Raw genomic sequence first — 20,176 nt, forward strand, 5'->3', positions numbered from 1 at the left:
ATTCTTTTATACTCAATGAAAATCAAAGAGCAAACTAGGAAGCTAGCTGCAGGTTGCTCAAAGCACTGCTTTGAGATTGTAGATAAGACTGACGAAGTCAGCTCAAAACACTGTTTTGAGGTTGTGGATAGAACTGACGAAGTCAGCTCAAAACATGGTTTTGAGGTTGTATATAAAGCGACGCTGACGTGGTTTGAAGAGATTTTTGAAGAGTATTAAATAGCTAGGTCAAACTTCAACTGTGGTTTGACAGGGGCATAATCCACTAACTCAAAATCCTCTGCTTTAATATCAAAGAAATTGGTCCCATCTGGTACATTCAAGACCAAACGTGGTCGGCAATTTGACGGTTCACGACGGAGCAATTCCTTTGCCTGTTCAAATTGATTGTCATAGATATGGAGGTTGTTGATAAAATAGAAGAACTTCCCAACCTTCCAGCCAAAATGCTTGGCAATCATCATTTGAAGAGCCACGTACTGCATAGCGTTGATGTGATGGGCCACCAGCATATCATTCGAACGCTGGGTCAAAGTCGCATCTAGATAGATTTCCCCATCAACACGGCGGACATCAAACATGGTCTGAAAAGCGCATGGGAGCAGCCCTTCTGTTTCTTCGAAAGCTTGGTAATCCCAAAGCGAAATGATATTGCGACGATTCCAAGGATTGGCTTCCAACTGCTTGAGAAGCTTATTGATGATGTCGTGTTTCTTAACAACGGCACCGTAGCGCTCACCAATGGTTCCCGTATCTCCTACTTCCCAGTCATTCCAGTAGTGAACATTGTACTTGCTATTTAGCACTTCTAGGCTATTGGACTGGTCTTGGTAGATCCAAAGAACTTCCTTGATAGCTGATTTGATAGCAATGGGACGCAAGGTCGTAATAGGAAATTCACCCTGTGCCAAATCATATTCAGCAAAGGCACCTGTCACATATTTAGAGTTGGCAACGGTTCCGTCCTTGTACTTAGGACGAGCCTGCTCTGAGAAAACACCTTCCTTTAGAATGCGTTCAATATTTTCTTTAAAAATCGTATCTGCTTTTGTCATTTCATTTCACCTCATTCATTGTCCTAACTAGTATAGCATAAAAAAAGAAAGGAAGAAAATCACTCGCTTCTGGAAAGCCATTTTCTCCTTTTTTATTTTATTGCAATACAAGTGATGCGGCACCTATAACTCCGGCATCGTTTCCAAGAGTCGCAAGAGCCAATTTTGTAGATGTGCGCACTTGTGGGAAGCTATTTTCATCGTAGACTTTTTGAACACCTTGTAGAAGGAATTCTCCTGCAGCTGACACACCGCCACCGATAACGATAGTTGAAGGATTAAGAATCGAACCAATGTTTGCACAAGCAATTCCCAAGTAACGTGAGAAGTTACGATAAACAATCAAGGCAAGATCATCACCTTCTTTTGCCAAATCAAAGACAGTCTTAGCAGTTACTTCTTCTCCATCATCAATCATACGTTTCAAGGCTGCATCACCTTCGTATTCATCAGCGTAACGACGAGTCAAATTGACAATCCCTGTTGCTGAAGCAACTGTCTCAAGGCAACCTTTCTTACCGCAAGTACATGCGATTGGTTGGTCAAAATCAACAGTGATGTGGCCAAGTTCACCTGCTGCACCAGCGACACCATGAAGCAATTTACCTTCTGCGACGATACCGCCACCAACACCTGTTCCAAGCGTCATAAAGACAACGTCTGGTTGGTTTTCACCAGCACCCATCCAACGTTCACCAAGAGCGGCTACGTTGGCATCATTATCGATAAAGAATGGAATGCTCAAGGCTTTTTCAATTTTTTCTTTTATTGGTTGTAAGGTCTTCCAGTTTAAGTTGTAGGCACCGATAACAGTCCCTTTATCACGATCAACCACACCAGGCGATCCCATACCAATACCTTGAAAATCTGCTGCTGACAATCCAAGTAGGTCTAAACGATGTGAAATAGATTCAATCATATCGTCTACAATATGACTTCCTTCGTCTAGAATATTCGTTTTAATAGACCATTTTTCTTGGATTTCTCCAGCTCTTGTTAAGATTGCAAATTTGATAGAAGTTCCACCAAGGTCAATCCCGATAATCTTTTGACTCATCTTTTCTCCTTTTATCTCCGATAGTAATTGAAAATGCTTACAGCTATAGTATAACAAATTTTTTCAGCTTATGCAAAGGTTTGCATTATATTGGTGAGAAATTTTAGTTAAGATAGTCGCCACCATCAAATCCGTAGTATTCTTCTAGTGTTAAACCACTTGCTGCAATTTCCTTGGCTTCTTTTCCAACATAGCGTAAATGCCATTCTTCATGCATATAGCCAGTTACACTTTCTTTTCCTTTGAGGTAACGAACAACAAATCCATAGTCTGCTGCATGATCAAGTAACCATTGGGCTGCACTTTCATCTTCAACTAAGTGACCATTTGTTCCAATTACATCAAAAGCAAGACCTGTTTGGTGTTCACTATAGCCAGGTCTAGCTGAATAACGATCAGCCGCAGCCTGACCTTCTCTATTTACATAGCTTTGATATAATTGTGCTTGAGTTCCATAACTTCTAAACCCACTATAGTTATTGCTAACAGCATAGCCTTCTTTTTGCATCTGGGCAATCAGTTTTAAAAAGGCAGCTTTGGCAGTTGGGTTTTCACCTGGATTGTAGTCTTTAGACAATGGATAGTGTTTATTTACAACAAGAATCTCATCGTACTTCCCTTGAACACTATAATATAAGCCTTTATTAGTTACTTTAGTATTTAAATCTGAATTTGAATTCCACAAACCTGAGCCATCTACATAATAACGCCCACCATCTACCCATTCATTGACAGCCATTTTACCATCTGATTTTAGATAATAAGACCCTTGCCATACATTACGAGCGTAAGAGCCATCTGACTTCAAATAATACCAGGATTGATAGGATGCATCATAAACCCATTCACTCTGAGCCATTTTACCATTTGATTTAAGATAGTAGGAACCTTGCCATTCATTACGAGCGTAAGAGCCATCTGATTTTAAATAATACCAAGATTGATAGGATGCATCATAAACCCATTCACTCTGAGCCATTTTACCATCTGATTTAAGGTAATAACTTCCCTTCCAAGTATTAGTTACAGGATTTCCCTGCTCATCATAATAGTACCAAACTCCATCCTTCTGAACCCATCCACTTGTTACTGCTGAACTAGAGTTTGATTTCACTTCAGTAGATTTCCTTGGTTTGAAAGCTCCCTGAGGAGCATTTTTCAATTCACAGGCTACACCATCATGATCTCTATCTAACTTAGCAGAATAACCAGGCTCTCCTTCACGCATATCCGAGTATCCATGGGCCCATGCTTCCTTACAGCTAGAAAAATGAATGTTTTCTTCTGCCACAGCAACTTTTGAGAACAAGGTTAAAACTGACAAAGAAGTTAAGGTTACTTTTAATAAAAAGCGTCTGTTCATGCTATTCTCCTTTTTTATGACTTTGATTTCATTCTTATTTTATCAGACTTATTTCGGCGTTTCAAGAAAACTTTTTGTCTTTTCTGCAAACTCTTTTGGCTTGTCAGTGTTCAGAGTGTGAGGACCGTCAGCTATAATCTGAAACTGAGCCTGGGGTAACAGCTGATAAAGCTTACGCATTGAAATTAGATTTGGTAAATCCTTACTACCACAGATTAACAAGCTTGGATAGTGACAATTCTGTGCTATTTGAGTTAAATCAAGTGTTTTCATTTCCTCAGAAACTCCCACCATAAGCGTCTTATCTGCTCCTTGCTTTTCAAAAAAACTTTTTGGAAGTAGTTTAAAAATCATCAACTGGATTTTAAATAAAATATTTCCTGCTAATTTCAGAGGGCAACCTGACAAAACCAAGGCTTGAAGATTTGGTAAATCGTAACTTGAAAGCTCCAGTGCAAGAGTAGCACCTAGAGATAAACCGATTAAAACAAAAGGCTGCTTCTCCTCTGATAAATACTTAGCTACCCGTTTTTTAGCTTCCTGATAAGAACAAACTCCTGAAGGGAACAATTCAAGAATTTCAGATGGATAATCTGCAAGCAAATCTTGAACTTCTTCCCAACTCTCTGCTGACTGACCTAATCCATGTAAAAAAATCAGTTTCATTTAGTTATCCTTTAATGACAATTTATATAAGTTCCTAACTGCATTACAACCATAAATAGCTTCTGCTTGGGCTAAATCTTCTAAGGTCAAGACTTTCTCTTCTACCTGTCCTGTTTCTAGTAAATGCTGACGATAGATTCCTGGCAATATCCCAAGATTGATTGGTGGGGTATAGAGTTTTCCAGCAATTTGCAAGACTAGATTGCCAATTGAGGTTTCCAGCAATTCCCCTTTTTCATTATGGTAGATTTTTTCCTGTTTGCCAATAGTCAAATGTGGTCTATAAGTCGTTTTGAAGTAGGTAAATGGTGTTTGCAAACTAGTTTCTTGCAAGTAAAGTTGAGCTTGGCAGAAAGCTGGGCTAAGTGGGATTAATTCCTGACGACAAAAATCTATATCGCCAGACTTACTGATGCTAATCTTTAAACGATAGTCCTTTTCCTCATGGCAAGTCTGACACTCTGCAACAATCCTTTGTCTCAAGTATTCTGGATTAAAAAGATAGGCAAAATAGCGGCTAGCCTTTCTGAGTCTTTCTATGTGCTCTTCTTTAAATAACAAATGTTTCTGACTAATTTTCCCTGTCGTAATAAGCTGAAAAGGGACTTGTTTCCGATAAAGCACAGCTGCCTTTTGATGAACCTCACGATATTCAGACTCCCAGGTGCTGTCCCAAGTGATTCCCCCACCAACTCCATAAATGGCTTGACCCTTGTGAAGTTGAATGGTACGAATGGCCACATTAAAAATCCTCCGTCCATTTGGAAGCAAGATACCAATGGTCCCACAGTAAACACCACGTGCTTGGGGCTCTAAGTCCTTGATGATTTCCATAGTCGCTATCTTTGGAGCGCCAGTTATAGAACCACAAGGAAAGAGTGAACGGAAAATTTCAACTAAATCCACATCCGATCGAACTTGACTTTTAATAGTGGAAGTCATCTGCCACACAGTCGAATATTGTTCTACCTGACACAAGCGTTCCACATGCTCACTTCCCACCTCAGATAGACGATTCATATCATTTCGCAAGAGGTCTACAATCATCATATTTTCAGAACGATTTTTGGGATCCTGTTCCAACCAAGCTGCCTGATCCAAATCCTCTTGATCAGTCAGTCCACGTTTGGTTGTCCCCTTCATTGGTCGCGTTATCAACTCACGGTCATTTTGCTCAAAAAAGAGCTCTGGACTCATGGATATCACTGCCATCTCGTCATGTTCAACATAGGCATTGTAGCCCGCCTCCTGTTCTACCACCATGCGATTGTATATGGCAAAAGGATTGGCACTTAAGTCCTGCTTGAGTTGGACGGTGTAGTTAACCTGATAGGTATCACCCTGACGTAGATGATGATGAATCTGGGCAATAGCCTTTTCATACTCTTTCTTTGATGTTACTTCCTGCCAATTTGACGGCATATCAACTTCGTCATAAGTTAACGGAATACTAGATTTCTCTACACTATCATGAACCGTAAAGTAGAGCAGATACTCTCCCAACAAAGGTGCAGGGTGAACAGCTAATTTCTCCTCAAAAGCCGGTGCCGCCTCATAGCTGACATAACCAACCACATAATATCCTTGCTCTTGATAGCTTTCCACTTGTGCCAGCAAGGCTGCCACTTCTGCTACTTTTCTCGTTTTTAACTCTTTAATCGGTTGGGTAAAGGTGTACCTCTCCCCCAAAGTCCTAAAATCAATCACTGTTTTTCTATGCATATTTCAAGTATAGCATAAAAAGGCAGATCAAGAAAAACTTAATCTACCTTTTTACTCATCTATTTAATACAATTTATGCTTTAAAAAGATTTCCTGAGAATCCATCAGTATTTTTAAGAAGTGCTTTGAAGACTTTTGATTTAAGCTCTACAGTTTTAGCTGTTCCTCCACCTGCAAGGTCAGCCTCAACCGCCTTATCAAATAAAACTTTTAGCTCAGCATAATTAGTAATTTGTTTACCATCAATTTCAATCGCAGTAAATCCTTTGTCAGCTTTTGCTTTCACTTCTTGATAATAAGCTTTTTTCCATTCTTCAAGAGTACTAAATCTGTTATTAGAAACTTTCTTGATAATGAAGTCATCACCTAACATCTTATTATTTTCTTTATTAGCTGCATCTTGATACTTACTAGAAGCATATCCAACAAATCCATTCTCATATCCGAAGTAACCCCACATACGGAATGTGTTATGTTTAAATGATGCCGCACCAGGAGCACCTTGACTTGTATTACCGCCATAGATACCTGTCATCATATTCATATTGACATAAGCAGAGCTGAAGTCCGTTGGGTTATAAGTACCGTCACCAGGAGCTCCATGTTTCGTCATTAGGTTATTCGTAATTAAATCATCAATTGTATTGATTGCTACTTTTTTCTCATCCTCTGTCAACTCACGAATTTTATCGAACTGATGACCTGCATTTCCACTACGATATTGTCGATCCATTTTCTTGAACCAGCGACTTGTATTTCCTTTTAACTGCGGTAATACAGCATCAGCCTCAAGATGATCTAACATCATAAGGGCATCATTATAGTTCTTCATGTAGTGATCGATTTGTTCACGAGTTTGTAATTTATCAGGATCAGGATTATACCATTGATCTCCATCATTTTGACGATGATAAGCCATATTAATCCCTAATGCTCCATACTCACCATTATATGTTGATTTATCAGGCGTTTGTAACATACCTTGCGCATATGCTTCAAGGTCTGTACCTGGACGATGTCTATGACCACCTAAGTATGCCATACGGTCATTTACGTGAGTTGTTTCATGTGTAAATGCTGAAATACCAAAGTCTTCTAACATATTTGTTACCATAAAGAAAACTTGTTCATCTTCATATGGATTTGCATAGACTTTAGCCATCGCTCCCATATTCCAATTAATTTGATGCCATCTGTCTGTTGGGCCAAATAACTCACGAATTGGTGTCGCTACCTTCCCATCTGTACCATATCCACGACGATTAGCATCCTTAATACCTGCATAAGCTTGATTATCCCATACAGGTGTAGGAACCATATTTTGACTCTTAAGCAGTCTATCTCGAACATTCGGAAGTGCAAGACGCGACCAGAAGTCTAAGTATGTTTGTTGAGCTTTAGCTACATAATTAATACGTTCTTTGAACGCTTCACGTTCAGCTTCTGTATTTTTACCATATTTTTCAAATGAACTATAAGCCATAGTATTATAAGTTGAAATCATAAAGATATGTGCTTTCTTCAAGTTCAATAATGGTAAAATCATACGTGCATGCATATTATTATTCAGACCATCAAAGACACGATGACGTTTATTTTTAAAATCTGGATTTGTTGTTTCAGGTTCTACAACATAAACATTTTTCGCTGAATGGATAAACCAGTCGTTAAGATCTGTATCATTTGTGAAGAGACGCATATTATAATCTAAGAAACTACGTAAATCACCTTTACCAGTATCTCCTGCAATAATTTCACGGTATGCATCTTGAGTTCTATCACCCTTTAAGTTCTTTTCTTGCGAGCCAATTCGAATCAATCTGTCAATAACACTTGGTGTCTTACCATAAAAGTCTGGTTTAAACATCATCATATTCTTAATGTTCAAGTCACCATATTCAATTCCATAATAACGATTGAGGTAAGTAAGTGCCATCATAATTTTGGCTTTATTATCTTCTACTTTCTTAAGAAGTGCTTTTATGGCTGCCTCATCACCATTTAACTGATGATCTTCATTTTCAACAAGAGCTTTTACTAATTTATCAAGATTTCCTTTTACTTCTGCGAAACTTTCTTCTAAATATAATGCTCCAACATTACCTGTTATCGCACGAACTTCAGGAGATTCAAGAGTAATTGTATCTAGTTTCGCTTTAGTATCGCTAATTAATTGTGTACGATCTTTAACAACCATATTAGGTGTATAAACGACATCTCCTAAATCTGTAATACCATATTCTTTTACTTGTTCCACGTTTGATGTAGGCTTAGGTGACACAGCTTTTTCTTCTTTCGTACCATCAGCATAATGAATCATAATCTTATCAACATCTGATAAATCAGTTACAAATTGTCCATCTTTCATACCTGTAACTGATAATACTTCAGTCGTCAATAATTTAGAACCAGCAGGAATTTTGTTCCCTTGATTGATAATCCATTCTTTATTGTAGAACGGTTGAAGTTTTTCAATATTACGGTATGCAAGTTCACGTTCTGCATTGTAATCTTGAGTATCTTTATACGTATCAGCTTTTGGTTTGGCTTGATTCAATTTATCTTCCACAAGTGGAGCAATTTCAAATTTATCGGCTGTGATACCCATTGCCTCGATTTTTTTATTTGCTTCTTCAAGACTAATTTCTTTAATTCTATTAGAGCGTGAGCGTTTATATGAACGACTACCTGTACTAATATCTTTTACTACAAAGTTTCTTTCTAGTACATCGTTTGTATAGTAACCATCTTCAGTATCAATATCTCTAGATCCGTAGAATTCTTCACCGTTTTTAACTTTCATCATTGAAACAGTATCTGCAACTCTACCCCATGTCCAGTTTTTACTGATGAAACCACCAACTTCAACAGGGTTCTTAATATCGATAGTACCTTTAGTCACCGCATTACGTACAGAAGCATATTTATCAATACCGTTAGGATCAGAACCGTTATCCGTAACAGCAACAAGTCCACCAGCACGAGCTTTATTAGCAACCATATCAGCATCTACATAAGCTTTCTTAATGTTACCTTTCCAAACTTCACCGGCGATACCAGCCATACCCCAAGGTCTATCACCAACACCAGTAAGTTTCCCGATAAAGGCAACATTTGTCAGTTGTCCACCAATATCTACCTTATTAGTGATACCAGAGATTCCATCTTTACCAAGAATGCTACCAGTAACTTTAACGTTCTCAACAGTAGCATTTTTAACAGATCTAGCAAGGGCAGAAATGTTTTCAATCCAAGGCATATTGATGTTAACGTTAGCTAAGTTAATATTTTTAACTGAACCACCTTCGATATTACCAAATAGTTGACGTGCCATGTTGTGGATTGAATATTGTTTACCATCAACACTTGTTAAGTGACCGCTAAATTTACCAGGTACATATTCCTTATTTGGAGTTGGTACGTTAGTTGCATTAAGGTCTGCACCAAGTTTAAAGGTACCACTTGGGTTAGCTTTCATAGCTGTTACCAAGTCATTAAAACTATAGTAAACATCACCTTCGTGTGCCTTTTGTTTTTCGATATAATGAATATATTCTTTACTTAGTGTATCATCAGCTCTACGCTGAACTAAGTCTGGAGCTTTCGCTACCACTTTGTACAATGTTTTTCCATCTACAACTACTTCCTCAACAGAACTTACCGCAAGTCTTGTCACTTTATTATCGTGAGTTGTCACACGTAAATATAATGGAGAAACATTTGTCGGTTTTTCAGATAATAAGCTCTTATCAGTTTCGTTACCCGCATCATCTACACTCATTAAACTTGTTTCTTTAATGTTTTTGATTTCAACTTTTTTAAGGTCTAACTGAATTTGTTTATCTTCTAATTTCTCAGTTTCTTCGCCTTCTCCACGATCATAAACCATTGTAGTAGATAGGGTGTAGCCTTGATAATATTTCAATTTATCTAAAGTAGCGTTTAATTTATTTTCTTCTACCGTTACTTCTTTAACAAGTTGTCCATCTTTATCTTTTAATGCTAATTTGATGGATTTGATTTCTACTCCAGCTGGTTTAGTCAATGTATAACTAGCTGTAGCACTCTTCTTCAAGACATCTTTTTCAGTATTAGCCCATTGTAATGTTGGTTTTTCTAACCCTTTTGTACCTTGTTTAATAATTTTATCTTGAGGTTCTTGGATAACTTTTTCTACTACTGTAGGAGCATCATTTGTTTTTTCTCCACGAATCGTTTTATAGGTCTTGGTAATTTGTTTCTTGCCGTTTTCACCTTGTTGAGCAACTTCTTCTGTCCCACGTTTTAAAGTGTCATCTTCTTGCGTTTTTGTTTTAAAAGGAATCTCTACTTCTTCAGTTTCATCTACTGTTCCTTCAACTGGTTTCGTACCTTTTGTAACGACTTTAGAAACAGGTGGTGTTTTCACTTCTGTAGTTGTAGCAAGGACTTCATTATTTTCAGCATCTTTTACAGTTGTTGTCTGTTGAACACCTTTAACACCTTCACGAGTTACAGTATCATCGCCTACATATTTGGAAGAATCTAATACTTCTTCTGTATTGAATTCAACTTCACTCTCAGTCGTTTCCTCAGCGATTCTGTATTCTGGTACTGGTTGCACAAGAGCTTCACCCTGCTTTTCGCCTTCTTGTACTTCTTGAACACCTTTTGCTTCATGATACTCTGGAAGTTCCGTTTGAGTTAAGGATTGACCTTTTTTGTCTTCCTCTTGAGTACCTTTTGCCTCTTGGTATTCTGGAAGAACTGGTTGTACTAATGCTTCGCCCTTTTTCTCGCCTTCATTTACTTCTTGAACACCTTTTGCTTCGTGATATTCTGACAATTCTGGTTGAACTAAAGCTTGATTTTCTTTACCAGGATCTTGAGTACCCTTAGCAGCTTGGATGCTTGGTTCTACTTCTGGAGCTGGGCTTAATTCTACTGCTTTCTTAGTTCCTACTGCAACAACTTGAGAAACAGGATTTTGAACCACTTGGTCTTCAACAACTTCTCTAACCTCTTGACCATTGACCATCGATACTTTCGTTACAAGGCGGCGCTGACCATTTACTCCAGCTGTAACAATACGAGTCTGTCCTTCTGCTAGATTAGCATCTGGGCTTGTGACTGTTTCAAAAGGAATCTCCACCAAACCCTCTTCCTGTCTAGTCTGAGGCTTCTCAGAAACTGGTTTTTCTTCAACAGCAGGAACAACTGGAGTCTCTTTTTCGACGACAGTTTCTGGTGCAACAGCAGGTCTTTCTTGAACGACTTCTGTTTTCTCGATTTCTTTTGAACTTTGCTTTTCTAATGACAACTGAGGTTTCTCAGAAACTGGACTTGATGAATGGAGTTCCGCTTCCTTGAAGTATCCAATATACTCATAACCATCAATATGGATAACACCCTTTGCTAATCCTTCATGGGTAGATGCTGAAATTGTTTGATTATAAGAAAGGAGTTCTCTATTTTCAAATGCAAATGTGGTAAAAGGAACAAAGTTACTAGCACCAATCGAACTAATTAATAATACACCCAGTACTTTACTACGGTGTTTTTTAGAAATTAATAGAACAGCCAAAGAAGCAGTAGCCAAGCCTAAACCAGCCAAGGCTAATTCTTTACTACCCGTATAAGGAAGTTCTTGGTTGCTACTAGCTTTCTTGCGATACACTGCATAGATAATATCATCATCTTGGAACTCTGCAGGAACCTCATGGTGAATCAAAGCTTTTTCAGAATCGGTCAATTCCTGCTCAGCTATATATCGATAATGGACAGTATTTGCTTGCCCCACTTCATTAGCCTGCACCTTGTCAACTGATAAAGTGCTAGCACCAAAAAGGAAGGCCCCGATAGCTACAGGACCTACTCCAACAGTTAACTTGCGAATGGAATATTTAGTAATTTTTTCAAGTTGTTCTTTTCTTCTTCTCATTTTCACGACTTTCTAATAGAATCTTGCGGATAATGCGCACGCGCACCTCCAATTAATTTTGGGCGACTAGCCAATGCTGTTACATGCGCATGCCCAATCTCTCTCAAAAGAGGACGAATCGGAACCTGTACATGCTTAATATGCATCCCAATAGCGGTATCTCCAATATCTAATCCAGCATGAGCCACAATAAACTCCACTTCAACTGGATCCTTCATAAACTGAAAAGCTGCCAACTGACCAGCTCCTCCAGCATGAAGAGTAGGAAGGACACTAACAATTTCAAGACCAAACTGCTCAGCTACTTGACGTTCAACAACAAGAGCCCGATTGACATGTTCACATCCTTGAACTGCCAGATGAATGCCTCTTTCTCCCAGGATATCCAAAATGGTCTTCACAATAATCTCACCGGTTTCTTGACTTGATCCCTTACCAATATGACTACCTAAGACCTCACTAGTAGACAAGCCCAAAACAAAAAGAGCTCCTTGCTTCAAATCAGCCTTGTCTATAACATCTAGCAATATCTGGCTTGTTTCCTTCTGAATCACATCTTTCTTCATTTCCAGTACCTCTTTTGTCCTTATCTATCATATCGTTTTTTCTCATTTTTAGCAAGATAGACAACCTAAAAACCTTACCCCAAACTGCATAAAACTCCCAGAATTGACTGGGAGTTAGGTAATTTCTATTCTATTTATGTATATTCCCACTTTCGTCCCTTTTTGAGGGGCGGAATCAATCTTCATCTGATAATGTTCTCCAAAATGAAGTTTGAGCCGTTGGTCAACATTTTGAAGACCAACTCCCCCACGTTTGAGTTGACTTTGACTAGTATCGCCAGCAGCTTGGAAACCAACTCCATCATCCTCAATACAGATGATCAATCCTGAATCCTGTTTCTGGACAGAAAGTTTAATATGTCCCTGACCTTCCTTCTCCTTGATACCATGGTAAAGGGCATTTTCTACCAAGGGTTGTAAGACCAGCTTGGGCAAGACTAGCTTATCAAAGGCAGGATTTTCAGCAATTTCATAGTCCAGCTTATCTCCATAACGTTGTTTCTGGATAAAGAGATACTGGCGAACATGATTGATTTCGTCAGATAGGCAAATTAAGTCTTTACCTTGATTGAGTGCCAAGCGGAAATAGGTCGCCAAGGACTTAGTCACCTGAACCACTCGCTGACTGTCCTGAAATTCAGCCATCCAGATGATGGTGTCCAAGGTGTTATAGAGGAAATGCGGATTAATCTGGCTTGATAGGGCTTGAAGTTGGTACTGACGGGTCCTTTCTTCCTGCCTGCGAATAGCTATCATCAACTGATCAATCTGATCCAACATAGCATTGAACTGGCGAGTCACCTCTCTCAGTTCATAAGCACCCGTTTCCTTAGCACGAAGATTTTGAGAACCAGAAGCAATTTCCAGCATGGTTTCTCTCAAATCTTTCAAAGGAGCAATCCAGCGCTTGAGACTGAACCACACCAAGCAGAGACAGGCAAGAAGAGATGTGACACTGGCCCCAAGCAAGGTCAACATGAGTTGACTCCGAACCTGGTCTAACTTCTCCAACGAAGACACACCAAGCACCGTCCAATCAGTTCCTGCTATCTTTTCCTGACTGACATAGGATTGGTGGTCTGTGGTATAACCATGCCCTGTCTCGATGTAGGGTTTCATGGCTTCCATCTCGCTAGCTGAGCTATAGACTGTGTGTTTAGGATGGTAAACAAATTCATGGTTTTCATTGATGATAAAGGCAAAGCCCTGCTGCCCCAACTGGAGTTGGTTAAGATAAGCTTCCAGAGTTTCATAAGAAATATCCAAGCGAAGCACACCAAGATTGCCCCCCTTGGCATCAAGAAGTTCTTGAGTGATAGAAATAACCCACTGACTATCCGACTTACGAGCTGGTGTCAAAAGGGGCATGGCTCCCTGATGAATGGCCTTTTGGTACCAATCCTCAGCCATCATATCTGAGGAAGTTTTCATCTGTACACTATCATCTGTAGAAATGACTTGACCGGACTTGGTCACCAGCACAACAGTTTTCAAGTCCTGGTCTGCCTTTAAAACGGTCAAAAATAAATCTCGGATTCCTTTGACCTTTTCTGGACTGGGATTCTCAGCATAGGATAAGACATCAGTCTGCTGGGTCAAACTAGTCGAGGTGGTTTCTAATTTTTTGATATAAGACTGGATAAAGTGGCTAGTTTGGCTGATAGTTGTCTGGCTATTGACCTCAATGCTAGTCTCAATGGCTGATGAACTAGATTGATAGTAGAAAGTCCCAACCAGAGCTAGGAGAATGAGAAAGACCAGAAAGATGGAAATAACCATTCTTACTAGGAGAGAAGAACGCTTCATCGACCTTCCCCCTTCTTAAACTGACGAGGTGTCACACCTGCAATCTGTTTAAAACGTTGGGTAAAGTAGTTCATATCTTCAAAGCCAACCTTTTCAGCAATTTCATAAATCTTCAGATCTGTAGTTAAAAGCAAGAGCTTGGCTTGTTTGACACGTTCTCTCACCAGATAATCCTGAAAAGGCAGGCCCAACTCTTTCTTAATCAAGGAGCTCAGATAAGTCGGGCTAAAGCCCAAGTCACTGGCCAAGCTCTTTAAACTAAATTGGCTATCGGATAGATGAGACTGGATTTTCTGAGCCATAGTTCCTTCAAACTTATCAGTCAATAAATCTTGTAACTGCTCTTCTTTCTCTTCCTTATCCAACTTTTGCTTGATTTTCCCCAACATTTCCTCAATGTCCTGACGAGAAAAGGGCTTGAGCAGGTAGTCGTCTACACCGAGTTTGACAGCAGACAAGGCATAATCAAAATCATCGTAGCCTGTCAAAAAAACTAGATGAACCTGAGGATAGGTTTCTCGGACCAGACTGGCCAACTGGATGCCATTTAGCTGAGGCATATTGATATCGGTTAAAACGATATCTGGCACCTGCTTTTGTATCAATTCCCAAGCCTGCCTTCCATTTTCAGCCTGACCGATGATTTCCATATCGTAGGCTGCTACATTGACCAGTTTGGTCAAGCCTTGTCTTACCAGATATTCATCTTCTACGATTAAGATTGTGTAGGTCATGCTCTACTCCTTTGTCACTTACTAGTATCAGTATAGCAAAATTCTTCTCTAACTGCTTAGGAAAGCCCTCTTACTCAACATAATCTAGTAAATAAGCGTAGCCTTTTTCTGCCATTTGGTCTTTGGGAATAAAGCGGATAGAGAGACTATTGATACAGTAGCGCAAGCCACCCTTGTCCTGTGGTCCATCCGTAAAGACATGGCCAAGGTGAGAATCTCCAACTCGGCTTCTCACTTCCATGCGTGTCATATTGTAAGACTTATCTTCCTTGTAGGTAGCAACATCTGGACTGATGGGTTGGGTAAAACTAGGCCAACCGCAACCAGACTCAAACTTATCCTTTGATGAAAAGAGAGGTTCACCAGTTGCTACGTCTACATAGATGCCCGATTCAAATTTATCCCAGTAGCGGTTTGAAAAAGCTCGTTCTGTTTGATTTTTCTGGGTGACTGCATACTCCTCAGGTGACAGGGTCTTTTTCAATTCTTCATCGCTTGGTTTGGGATATTTGCTGGCATCGATGACGGGATAGGCCGCCTGATTAACATTGATATGACAGTAGCCATTTGGATTTTTCTTGAGGTAGTCTTGGTGATAGTCCTCAGCCACCACAAAATTCTTCAAAGCCTCCTTTTCAACTGCTAAAGGTTGGTCGTATTTCTTAGCTACCTCATCAAAGACTTGGTTAATCACCTCTAAATCCTTGTCATCTGTGTAATAAACACCAGTACGGTACTGGGTCCCCACATCATTTCCTTGTTTATTTTTGCTGGTTGGATTGATAATGCGGAAGTAATGAAGCAGGATTTCCTTGAGGGAAATTTGATTAGCATCGTAAGTGACATGGACGGTTTCCGCATGCCCTGTTTGGTTAATCAATTCGTACTTGGTTGTTTCCCCTCTACCATTTGCATAGCCTGAAACGGCATCCGTCACCCCGGGAACGCGTGAGAAGTATTCCTCCACTCCCCAGAAACATCCCCCAGCTAGATAAATTTCGTGCAAGTCTGCATCTTTACTCACTTCTGTTTTTTTCACTATTTTTCCTCCTTGGCTAACTGCCGCTTTCTCAATTTGCGAGCTATCCGTACGCCCTGCATTTCGCATCAATAGAAAATAGAAACCAGTTATGGCTAGGAAAAAGATCCCTGCCAAGACAAACAATTTTACTTTATCATTCATGACCTTTCTCTACTCCATTTCTTTCAATGTCTTTAAAATCATATCCTTATCCATAAAACCTGGTTGCGTTTTGACCAGCTTGCCTTCCTTGTCTATAAAAGCTTGAGTTGGGTAAGAACGGACACCATAACTTTCCAAAAGTTTGCCTGACGGGTCAATTAGAACTGGGAAATGTTTATAATCCAAGCCCTTGTACCAGTTCTTAAAGTCCGCTTCTGCTTGTTCCCCCTTGTGTCCAGGAGAGACCACTGTCAAGACCACATAATCATCACCAGCACCCTTAGCAATTTCATCGGTATCTGGAAGACTGGCTAGACAGATGGAACACCAAGAAGCCCAGAATTTGAGATAGACTTTCTTTCCCTTGTAATCAGACAAGCGGTAAGTCTTGCCATCTACTCCCGTCAGTTCAAAATCAGCAACCGCCTGACCTTTAGTCGAAGTTTGCGCACTGACTTGTTCTGTTTTTGTTTGCTCCTTCATAGTAGATTGGTCTGACATGTTTTTAGCCGAACAGGCTGCCAAGCAACAGATTGAGCCTACTCCAAGGAGACATGTTTGCCATTTTTTCATTTCTTCTTCCTCTCTATTCAAATAATCTTGTCAAAATAGAAGCATTTCCCAAAAGCACCAAGATTCCCATCACGATAATGAGCAAACCACCCACTTTTTTGAGGGTTTCGAGATAAGGATGGAGTTTTCGGAAATGTTTCAAAACATAGCTGGAGGCAAGAGCTAGAACCAAAAATGGTAGCGCTAGACCCAGCGTATAGATCAACATGAGACCAGCTCCCTGCCAAGCACCTGAACCACCTGAAGCCGCCAAGGCCAAAACAGAGCCAAGAACAGGCCCCACACATGGTGTCCAAGCAAAACTAAAGGTCAACCCCAGTAAAAATGCCTGGCTATAACCCTTACCCTTTTGCCCTTGTTTCTTTAATTGTAGCCTTCTTTCCTTGTAGAGTCCCTGAAAATGTAAGACTTCCATCTGATGCAAGCCCAAGAAAATGATAACCGCACCTATCACATACTGAAACCAAGAGGCATACAGCAAATCGCCTAAAAAACCAGCTCCATAGCCCAGTATGATAAAGATAAAGGAAATCCCCGCTATAAAGATCAGAGTTCGCAATAAACTAACAACTGAGATTGAAAATTTGCCACTAGAAACCTGAGCACCATCTTTATCATCCAACAAGACCCCTGCATAGACCGGTAACAAGGGTAAAATACAAGGAGAAAAGAAGGAAAGAATTCCAGCAAGAAAAACACTGATAAAAAAGATAATCATATCCATTGCCTTCCTCCATTCTTTGATTTGATAGGACTATTATAGCCCTAAAACTCCAGAAAAAACAGGGATAATGATAGGAAAAAATAGGAATTTAATCAGCTTATACTTCAAAAAATCAAAAGAAGCATGAATACAAAAGGTAAGCTATCTTACTGTTTCAGAGCTCACATCTAGCATAACTAAAAACAGATTCTTCCATCTATCACGGAAAAATCTGTCATTAACTTACTGATTTAGAAAAACTCCAACCACGGCTTGCGAACTTTATGTTTGCTAGTTTCTCTGTATTTTTTAGTTCCAAGAATGCCATCTTGACTAGTATTGGTGATGGTCTTACAACAGCGCCTCAAACTCAGCGACGGTCATTCCCAATTGTTGGCTGGCAACCTCAGATGTCAAAAGGCCTTGACGTACTAGATTTACTAAGCCTACTTTTAATCCCTCTTCAATGCCTTCCGCTCGTCCACGCTCCAACCCTTTTTCTTCGGCTTGTTCCAAGGCATAGTCCTGTGCTAACAAGGCTTGTTCTTCGCGCATACGTAGTTGACTAAACATTTTCCTATCCTCCTCGGACCAGCTCTTGTAGTCCAGCAGTTGGTCTGCTTGGCTAATGGCTCGCTCGGGTTCTTGGGTGAAGGGTTTGTTCCCGAAAAACTCCAACCACGGTTTGCGAACCTCGTCTTTGCTGGTTTCTCTGTATTTTTTAGTTCCAAGAATGCCATCTTGACTAGTATTGGTGATGGTCTTACAACAGCGCCTCAAACTCAGCGACGGTCATTCCCAATTGTTGGCTGGCAACCTCAGATGTCAAAAGGCCTTGACGTACTAGATTTACTAAGCCTACTTTTAATCCCTCTTCAATGCCTTCCGCTCGTCCTTGTTCAATACCTTCTGCTCGACCACGCTCCAACCCTTTTTCTTCGGCTTGTTCCAAGGCATAATCCTGTGCTAACAAGGCTTGTTCTTCGCGCATACGTAGTTGACTAAACATTTTCCTGTCCTCCTCGGACCAGCTCTTATAGTCCAGCAGTTGGTCTGCCTGGCTAATGGCTCGCTCAGGTTCTTGGGTGAAGGGTTTGTTCCCGAAAAACTCCAACCACGGCTTACGAACCTCGTCCTTGCTGGTTTCTCTGTATTTTTTAAGTTCCAAGAACGCCATCTTGACCAGATGGTTTTCTTGTCCATTATTAGTTATGGTTAAAATCTCACCTGTCGTGTCCTCTCTCATGCTAAAGCTATGAAAAGCTAAATCATCTGAAAAGTAATTGCTGTCCACAATTGCGATAGCATATACTGGGGCAATATGTTTGTAGCTCTGGTAAGTATTGCCCTCTTGCTGGCGAATTTTTTCTAGGTTTTGATTGACCTGACTACATAGATAAGCCCACAGACGATTGATGAAGAAATTCTGATGGTGCACCTGAATCTCAATAATTACCTGAGTGCCATTGTCCAACTCCGCCAAAACATCTATACTAGTGTAAAAATCCTGGGCCGAGTAAGGCATGGAAGGTAAGACGTGAATATTACTTCCCTCCAAAATGGTCACGTTTTTGGCTGGTAAGTCCAGCATATCGCGGATAAATTGACAAGTGATTTCTGGGTTGCTAAAAATCTTCTTAGCGACCAAATCATTGGTTGGGCTAATGCCCGGATGACGTACAGTCATACTTTCTCTCCTTTCATTATACCACAGTTTTAAATCTAGGTTTACTAGATTCACTGCTACTATCTATTTATTCGGAAAAGAAAGGATAACTGAAATAGAAAATAAGAAACTAGGATAGCGGATAATCACTAAATTTTCATTCAAATTTTAAGCTCATACATCTCTTCTATTTATCTGATAATAAATTAGGTCAGCAAGATAGCCTTTTCTCTCTACACCATTGGTAATAGTCTTTAGATAGGACATTCCAGCCTTCTCCATGACACGACCTGAAGCTGGGTTGAGACTGACATATCGTGCTCTGACCTTTTGAAAACCTGCTTGAGTAAAACAGAAGTCCAATACAGCTTTCAAGGCCTCCGCCATCACACCTCGGCCCCAATATTTTTTTCCTAAAACATATCCAATTTCACAACTTAAATCTTCCTCGTGTATTTCAACAATGCTGATATCTCCTATCACCTGCTCTGGCTTTTCTTTTAGACAAATGGCCCATTTGTAATAGTTGGGATTGGCATAGGAGGCAACCCAGTTATGAATCGAATGTCGAGTCACCTCGACATCAGAATGGGGATCCCAAGTGACGTAGGTCAAATTCTCAGCAGAGGAAGCCCAATTCTGAAACATGGCTTCTGCATCACTCTCCACAAATCTTCTTAAAATCAAACGATCTGTCTGTAACATTTGCGTACCAATAAATTTCATGATACTACCTCACTTTCTGATAAATGATTCTCTGTCCAATCTCTATTTAGATTTGTTTTGCTTTTGAGTTTCAAGGCTCAAGCTAAAAAGGTCCCCCGGACCTTCTCTCACTTTCTCATTTCTAAGCTCAGGGTAAAAAGGCTAAACTCAGTAACAGCTAGAAAACGAGTTTTTCATCTAAGCCCTTGACGCAGTCGCTGTCTGGTTTGAAATACGCTTTACCAAGCTCTTTCAAACCTAGTCATCATTGCGGGGGTGAGACTACGAAATCGAACTCTTCGAGTTACCAGACCTCCCTCGCTTACATGTTTCCATGCCCGGGGTAAAAAGGCTAAACTCAGTAACAACTAGAAAATGAGTTTTTCATCTAAGCCCTTGACGCAGTCGCTGTCTGGTTTGAAATACGCTTTACCAAGCTCTTTCAAACCTAGTCATC

General features: G+C 40.0%; 15 protein-coding genes and 1 pseudogene. 1 reads left to right on the forward strand and 15 read right to left on the reverse strand.

The annotated features are described in order from the left end of the window. The first annotated feature begins 15 nt into the window (after positions 1-15). Complete coding sequence (locus tag QZ114_RS08020; RefSeq protein WP_295501817.1) at positions 16-219, forward strand: hypothetical protein; 204 nt, start codon at positions 16-18, stop codon at positions 217-219. Here QZ114_RS08020 and QZ114_RS08025 read toward each other — a convergent pair. The 15 genes and pseudogenes from QZ114_RS08025 to QZ114_RS08095 form a co-directional block, all read right to left on the reverse strand. Beyond that, positions 216-1,055, reverse strand: a complete 840-nt coding sequence (locus tag QZ114_RS08025) for a thymidylate synthase (RefSeq protein ID WP_295501818.1) — start codon at positions 1,053-1,055, stop codon at positions 216-218. The genes QZ114_RS08020 and QZ114_RS08025 overlap by 4 nt on opposite strands. Before the next feature lie 97 nt (positions 1,056-1,152). After that, positions 1,153-2,112: an ROK family glucokinase gene (locus QZ114_RS08030; protein ID WP_295501819.1), complete on the reverse strand. Its 960-nt coding sequence runs from the start codon at positions 2,110-2,112 to the stop codon at positions 1,153-1,155. Between the two features lie 103 nt (positions 2,113-2,215). Beyond that, positions 2,216-3,475: an LD-carboxypeptidase LdcB/DacB gene (ldcB, locus tag QZ114_RS08035; RefSeq protein WP_295501821.1), complete on the reverse strand. Its 1,260-nt coding sequence runs from the start codon at positions 3,473-3,475 to the stop codon at positions 2,216-2,218. 48 nt (positions 3,476-3,523) lie between these two features. After that, complete coding sequence (locus QZ114_RS08040; protein ID WP_295501823.1) at positions 3,524-4,141, reverse strand: alpha/beta fold hydrolase; 618 nt, start codon at positions 4,139-4,141, stop codon at positions 3,524-3,526. Beyond that, positions 4,142-5,863 (reverse strand): aminodeoxychorismate synthase component I, encoded by a 1,722-nt coding sequence (pabB, locus tag QZ114_RS08045; protein WP_295501825.1) that lies wholly within the window; start codon positions 5,861-5,863, stop codon positions 4,142-4,144. Positions 5,864-5,936: 73 nt separating this feature from the next. Continuing rightward, on the reverse strand, positions 5,937-11,783 hold the full coding sequence (locus QZ114_RS08050) for a ZmpA/ZmpB/ZmpC family metallo-endopeptidase (protein ID WP_295501827.1): 5,847 nt from the start codon (positions 11,781-11,783) through the stop codon (positions 5,937-5,939). A gap of 2 nt (positions 11,784-11,785) precedes the next feature. Further along, the gene (locus QZ114_RS08055) at positions 11,786-12,349 is read right to left on the reverse strand and encodes a TIGR01440 family protein (protein ID WP_295501829.1); all 564 of its coding nucleotides are present in this window, start codon (positions 12,347-12,349) and stop codon (positions 11,786-11,788) included. Positions 12,350-12,463: 114 nt separating this feature from the next. Further along, the gene (locus QZ114_RS08060; protein WP_295501831.1) at positions 12,464-14,155 is read right to left on the reverse strand and encodes a sensor histidine kinase; all 1,692 of its coding nucleotides are present in this window, start codon (positions 14,153-14,155) and stop codon (positions 12,464-12,466) included. Continuing rightward, a complete protein-coding gene (locus QZ114_RS08065) occupies positions 14,152-14,889 on the reverse strand; it encodes a response regulator transcription factor (protein WP_295501833.1) in 738 nt (245 codons plus the stop codon). Before QZ114_RS08065 ends, QZ114_RS08060 begins: the two co-directional genes overlap by 4 nt. A gap of 70 nt (positions 14,890-14,959) precedes the next feature. Next, positions 14,960-16,072: a peptide-methionine (R)-S-oxide reductase MsrB gene (gene msrB, locus QZ114_RS08070; protein WP_295501835.1), complete on the reverse strand. Its 1,113-nt coding sequence runs from the start codon at positions 16,070-16,072 to the stop codon at positions 14,960-14,962. Between the two features lie 9 nt (positions 16,073-16,081). Further along, positions 16,082-16,645 (reverse strand): redoxin family protein, encoded by a 564-nt coding sequence (locus tag QZ114_RS08075; protein ID WP_295501837.1) that lies wholly within the window; start codon positions 16,643-16,645, stop codon positions 16,082-16,084. Between the two features lie 13 nt (positions 16,646-16,658). Next, positions 16,659-17,369: a thiol-disulfide oxidoreductase-associated membrane protein CcdA2 gene (ccdA2, locus tag QZ114_RS08080; RefSeq protein WP_295501838.1), complete on the reverse strand. Its 711-nt coding sequence runs from the start codon at positions 17,367-17,369 to the stop codon at positions 16,659-16,661. 330 nt (positions 17,370-17,699) lie between these two features. Then, positions 17,700-18,071, reverse strand: a pseudogene (locus QZ114_RS08085) (hypothetical protein); the annotation flags it as partial. A 40-nt stretch (positions 18,072-18,111) separates the two neighbouring features. After that, a complete protein-coding gene (locus tag QZ114_RS08090) occupies positions 18,112-19,035 on the reverse strand; it encodes an Rpn family recombination-promoting nuclease/putative transposase (RefSeq protein ID WP_295501840.1) in 924 nt (307 codons plus the stop codon). Between the two features lie 153 nt (positions 19,036-19,188). Beyond that, entirely contained in the window at positions 19,189-19,740 is a 552-nt protein-coding gene (locus QZ114_RS08095; protein WP_295501841.1) for a GNAT family N-acetyltransferase, read from the reverse strand. Positions 19,741-20,176 lie beyond the last annotated feature (436 nt).

The sequence above is a fragment of the uncultured Streptococcus sp. genome (assembly GCF_901875575.1).
GTDB lineage: Bacteria > Bacillota > Bacilli > Lactobacillales > Streptococcaceae > Streptococcus.

Coding starts and splice junctions, on each gene's coding strand:
- QZ114_RS08020 (WP_295501817.1), top strand. CDS start 16: ATGAAAATCAAAGAGCAAACTAGGAAGCTAGCTGCAGGTTGCTCAAAG.
- QZ114_RS08025 (WP_295501818.1), bottom strand. CDS start 1,055: ATGACAAAAGCAGATACGATTTTTAAAGAAAATATTGAACGCATTCTA.
- QZ114_RS08030 (WP_295501819.1), bottom strand. CDS start 2,112: ATGAGTCAAAAGATTATCGGGATTGACCTTGGTGGAACTTCTATCAAA.
- ldcB (WP_295501821.1), bottom strand. CDS start 3,475: ATGAACAGACGCTTTTTATTAAAAGTAACCTTAACTTCTTTGTCAGTT.
- QZ114_RS08040 (WP_295501823.1), bottom strand. CDS start 4,141: ATGAAACTGATTTTTTTACATGGATTAGGTCAGTCAGCAGAGAGTTGG.
- pabB (WP_295501825.1), bottom strand. CDS start 5,863: ATGCATAGAAAAACAGTGATTGATTTTAGGACTTTGGGGGAGAGGTAC.
- QZ114_RS08050 (WP_295501827.1), bottom strand. CDS start 11,783: ATGAGAAGAAGAAAAGAACAACTTGAAAAAATTACTAAATATTCCATT.
- QZ114_RS08055 (WP_295501829.1), bottom strand. CDS start 12,349: ATGAAGAAAGATGTGATTCAGAAGGAAACAAGCCAGATATTGCTAGAT.
- QZ114_RS08060 (WP_295501831.1), bottom strand. CDS start 14,155: ATGAAGCGTTCTTCTCTCCTAGTAAGAATGGTTATTTCCATCTTTCTG.
- QZ114_RS08065 (WP_295501833.1), bottom strand. CDS start 14,889: ATGACCTACACAATCTTAATCGTAGAAGATGAATATCTGGTAAGACAA.
- msrB (WP_295501835.1), bottom strand. CDS start 16,072: ATGAATGATAAAGTAAAATTGTTTGTCTTGGCAGGGATCTTTTTCCTA.
- QZ114_RS08075 (WP_295501837.1), bottom strand. CDS start 16,645: ATGAAAAAATGGCAAACATGTCTCCTTGGAGTAGGCTCAATCTGTTGC.
- ccdA2 (WP_295501838.1), bottom strand. CDS start 17,369: ATGGATATGATTATCTTTTTTATCAGTGTTTTTCTTGCTGGAATTCTT.
- QZ114_RS08090 (WP_295501840.1), bottom strand. CDS start 19,035: ATGACTGTACGTCATCCGGGCATTAGCCCAACCAATGATTTGGTCGCT.
- QZ114_RS08095 (WP_295501841.1), bottom strand. CDS start 19,740: ATGAAATTTATTGGTACGCAAATGTTACAGACAGATCGTTTGATTTTA.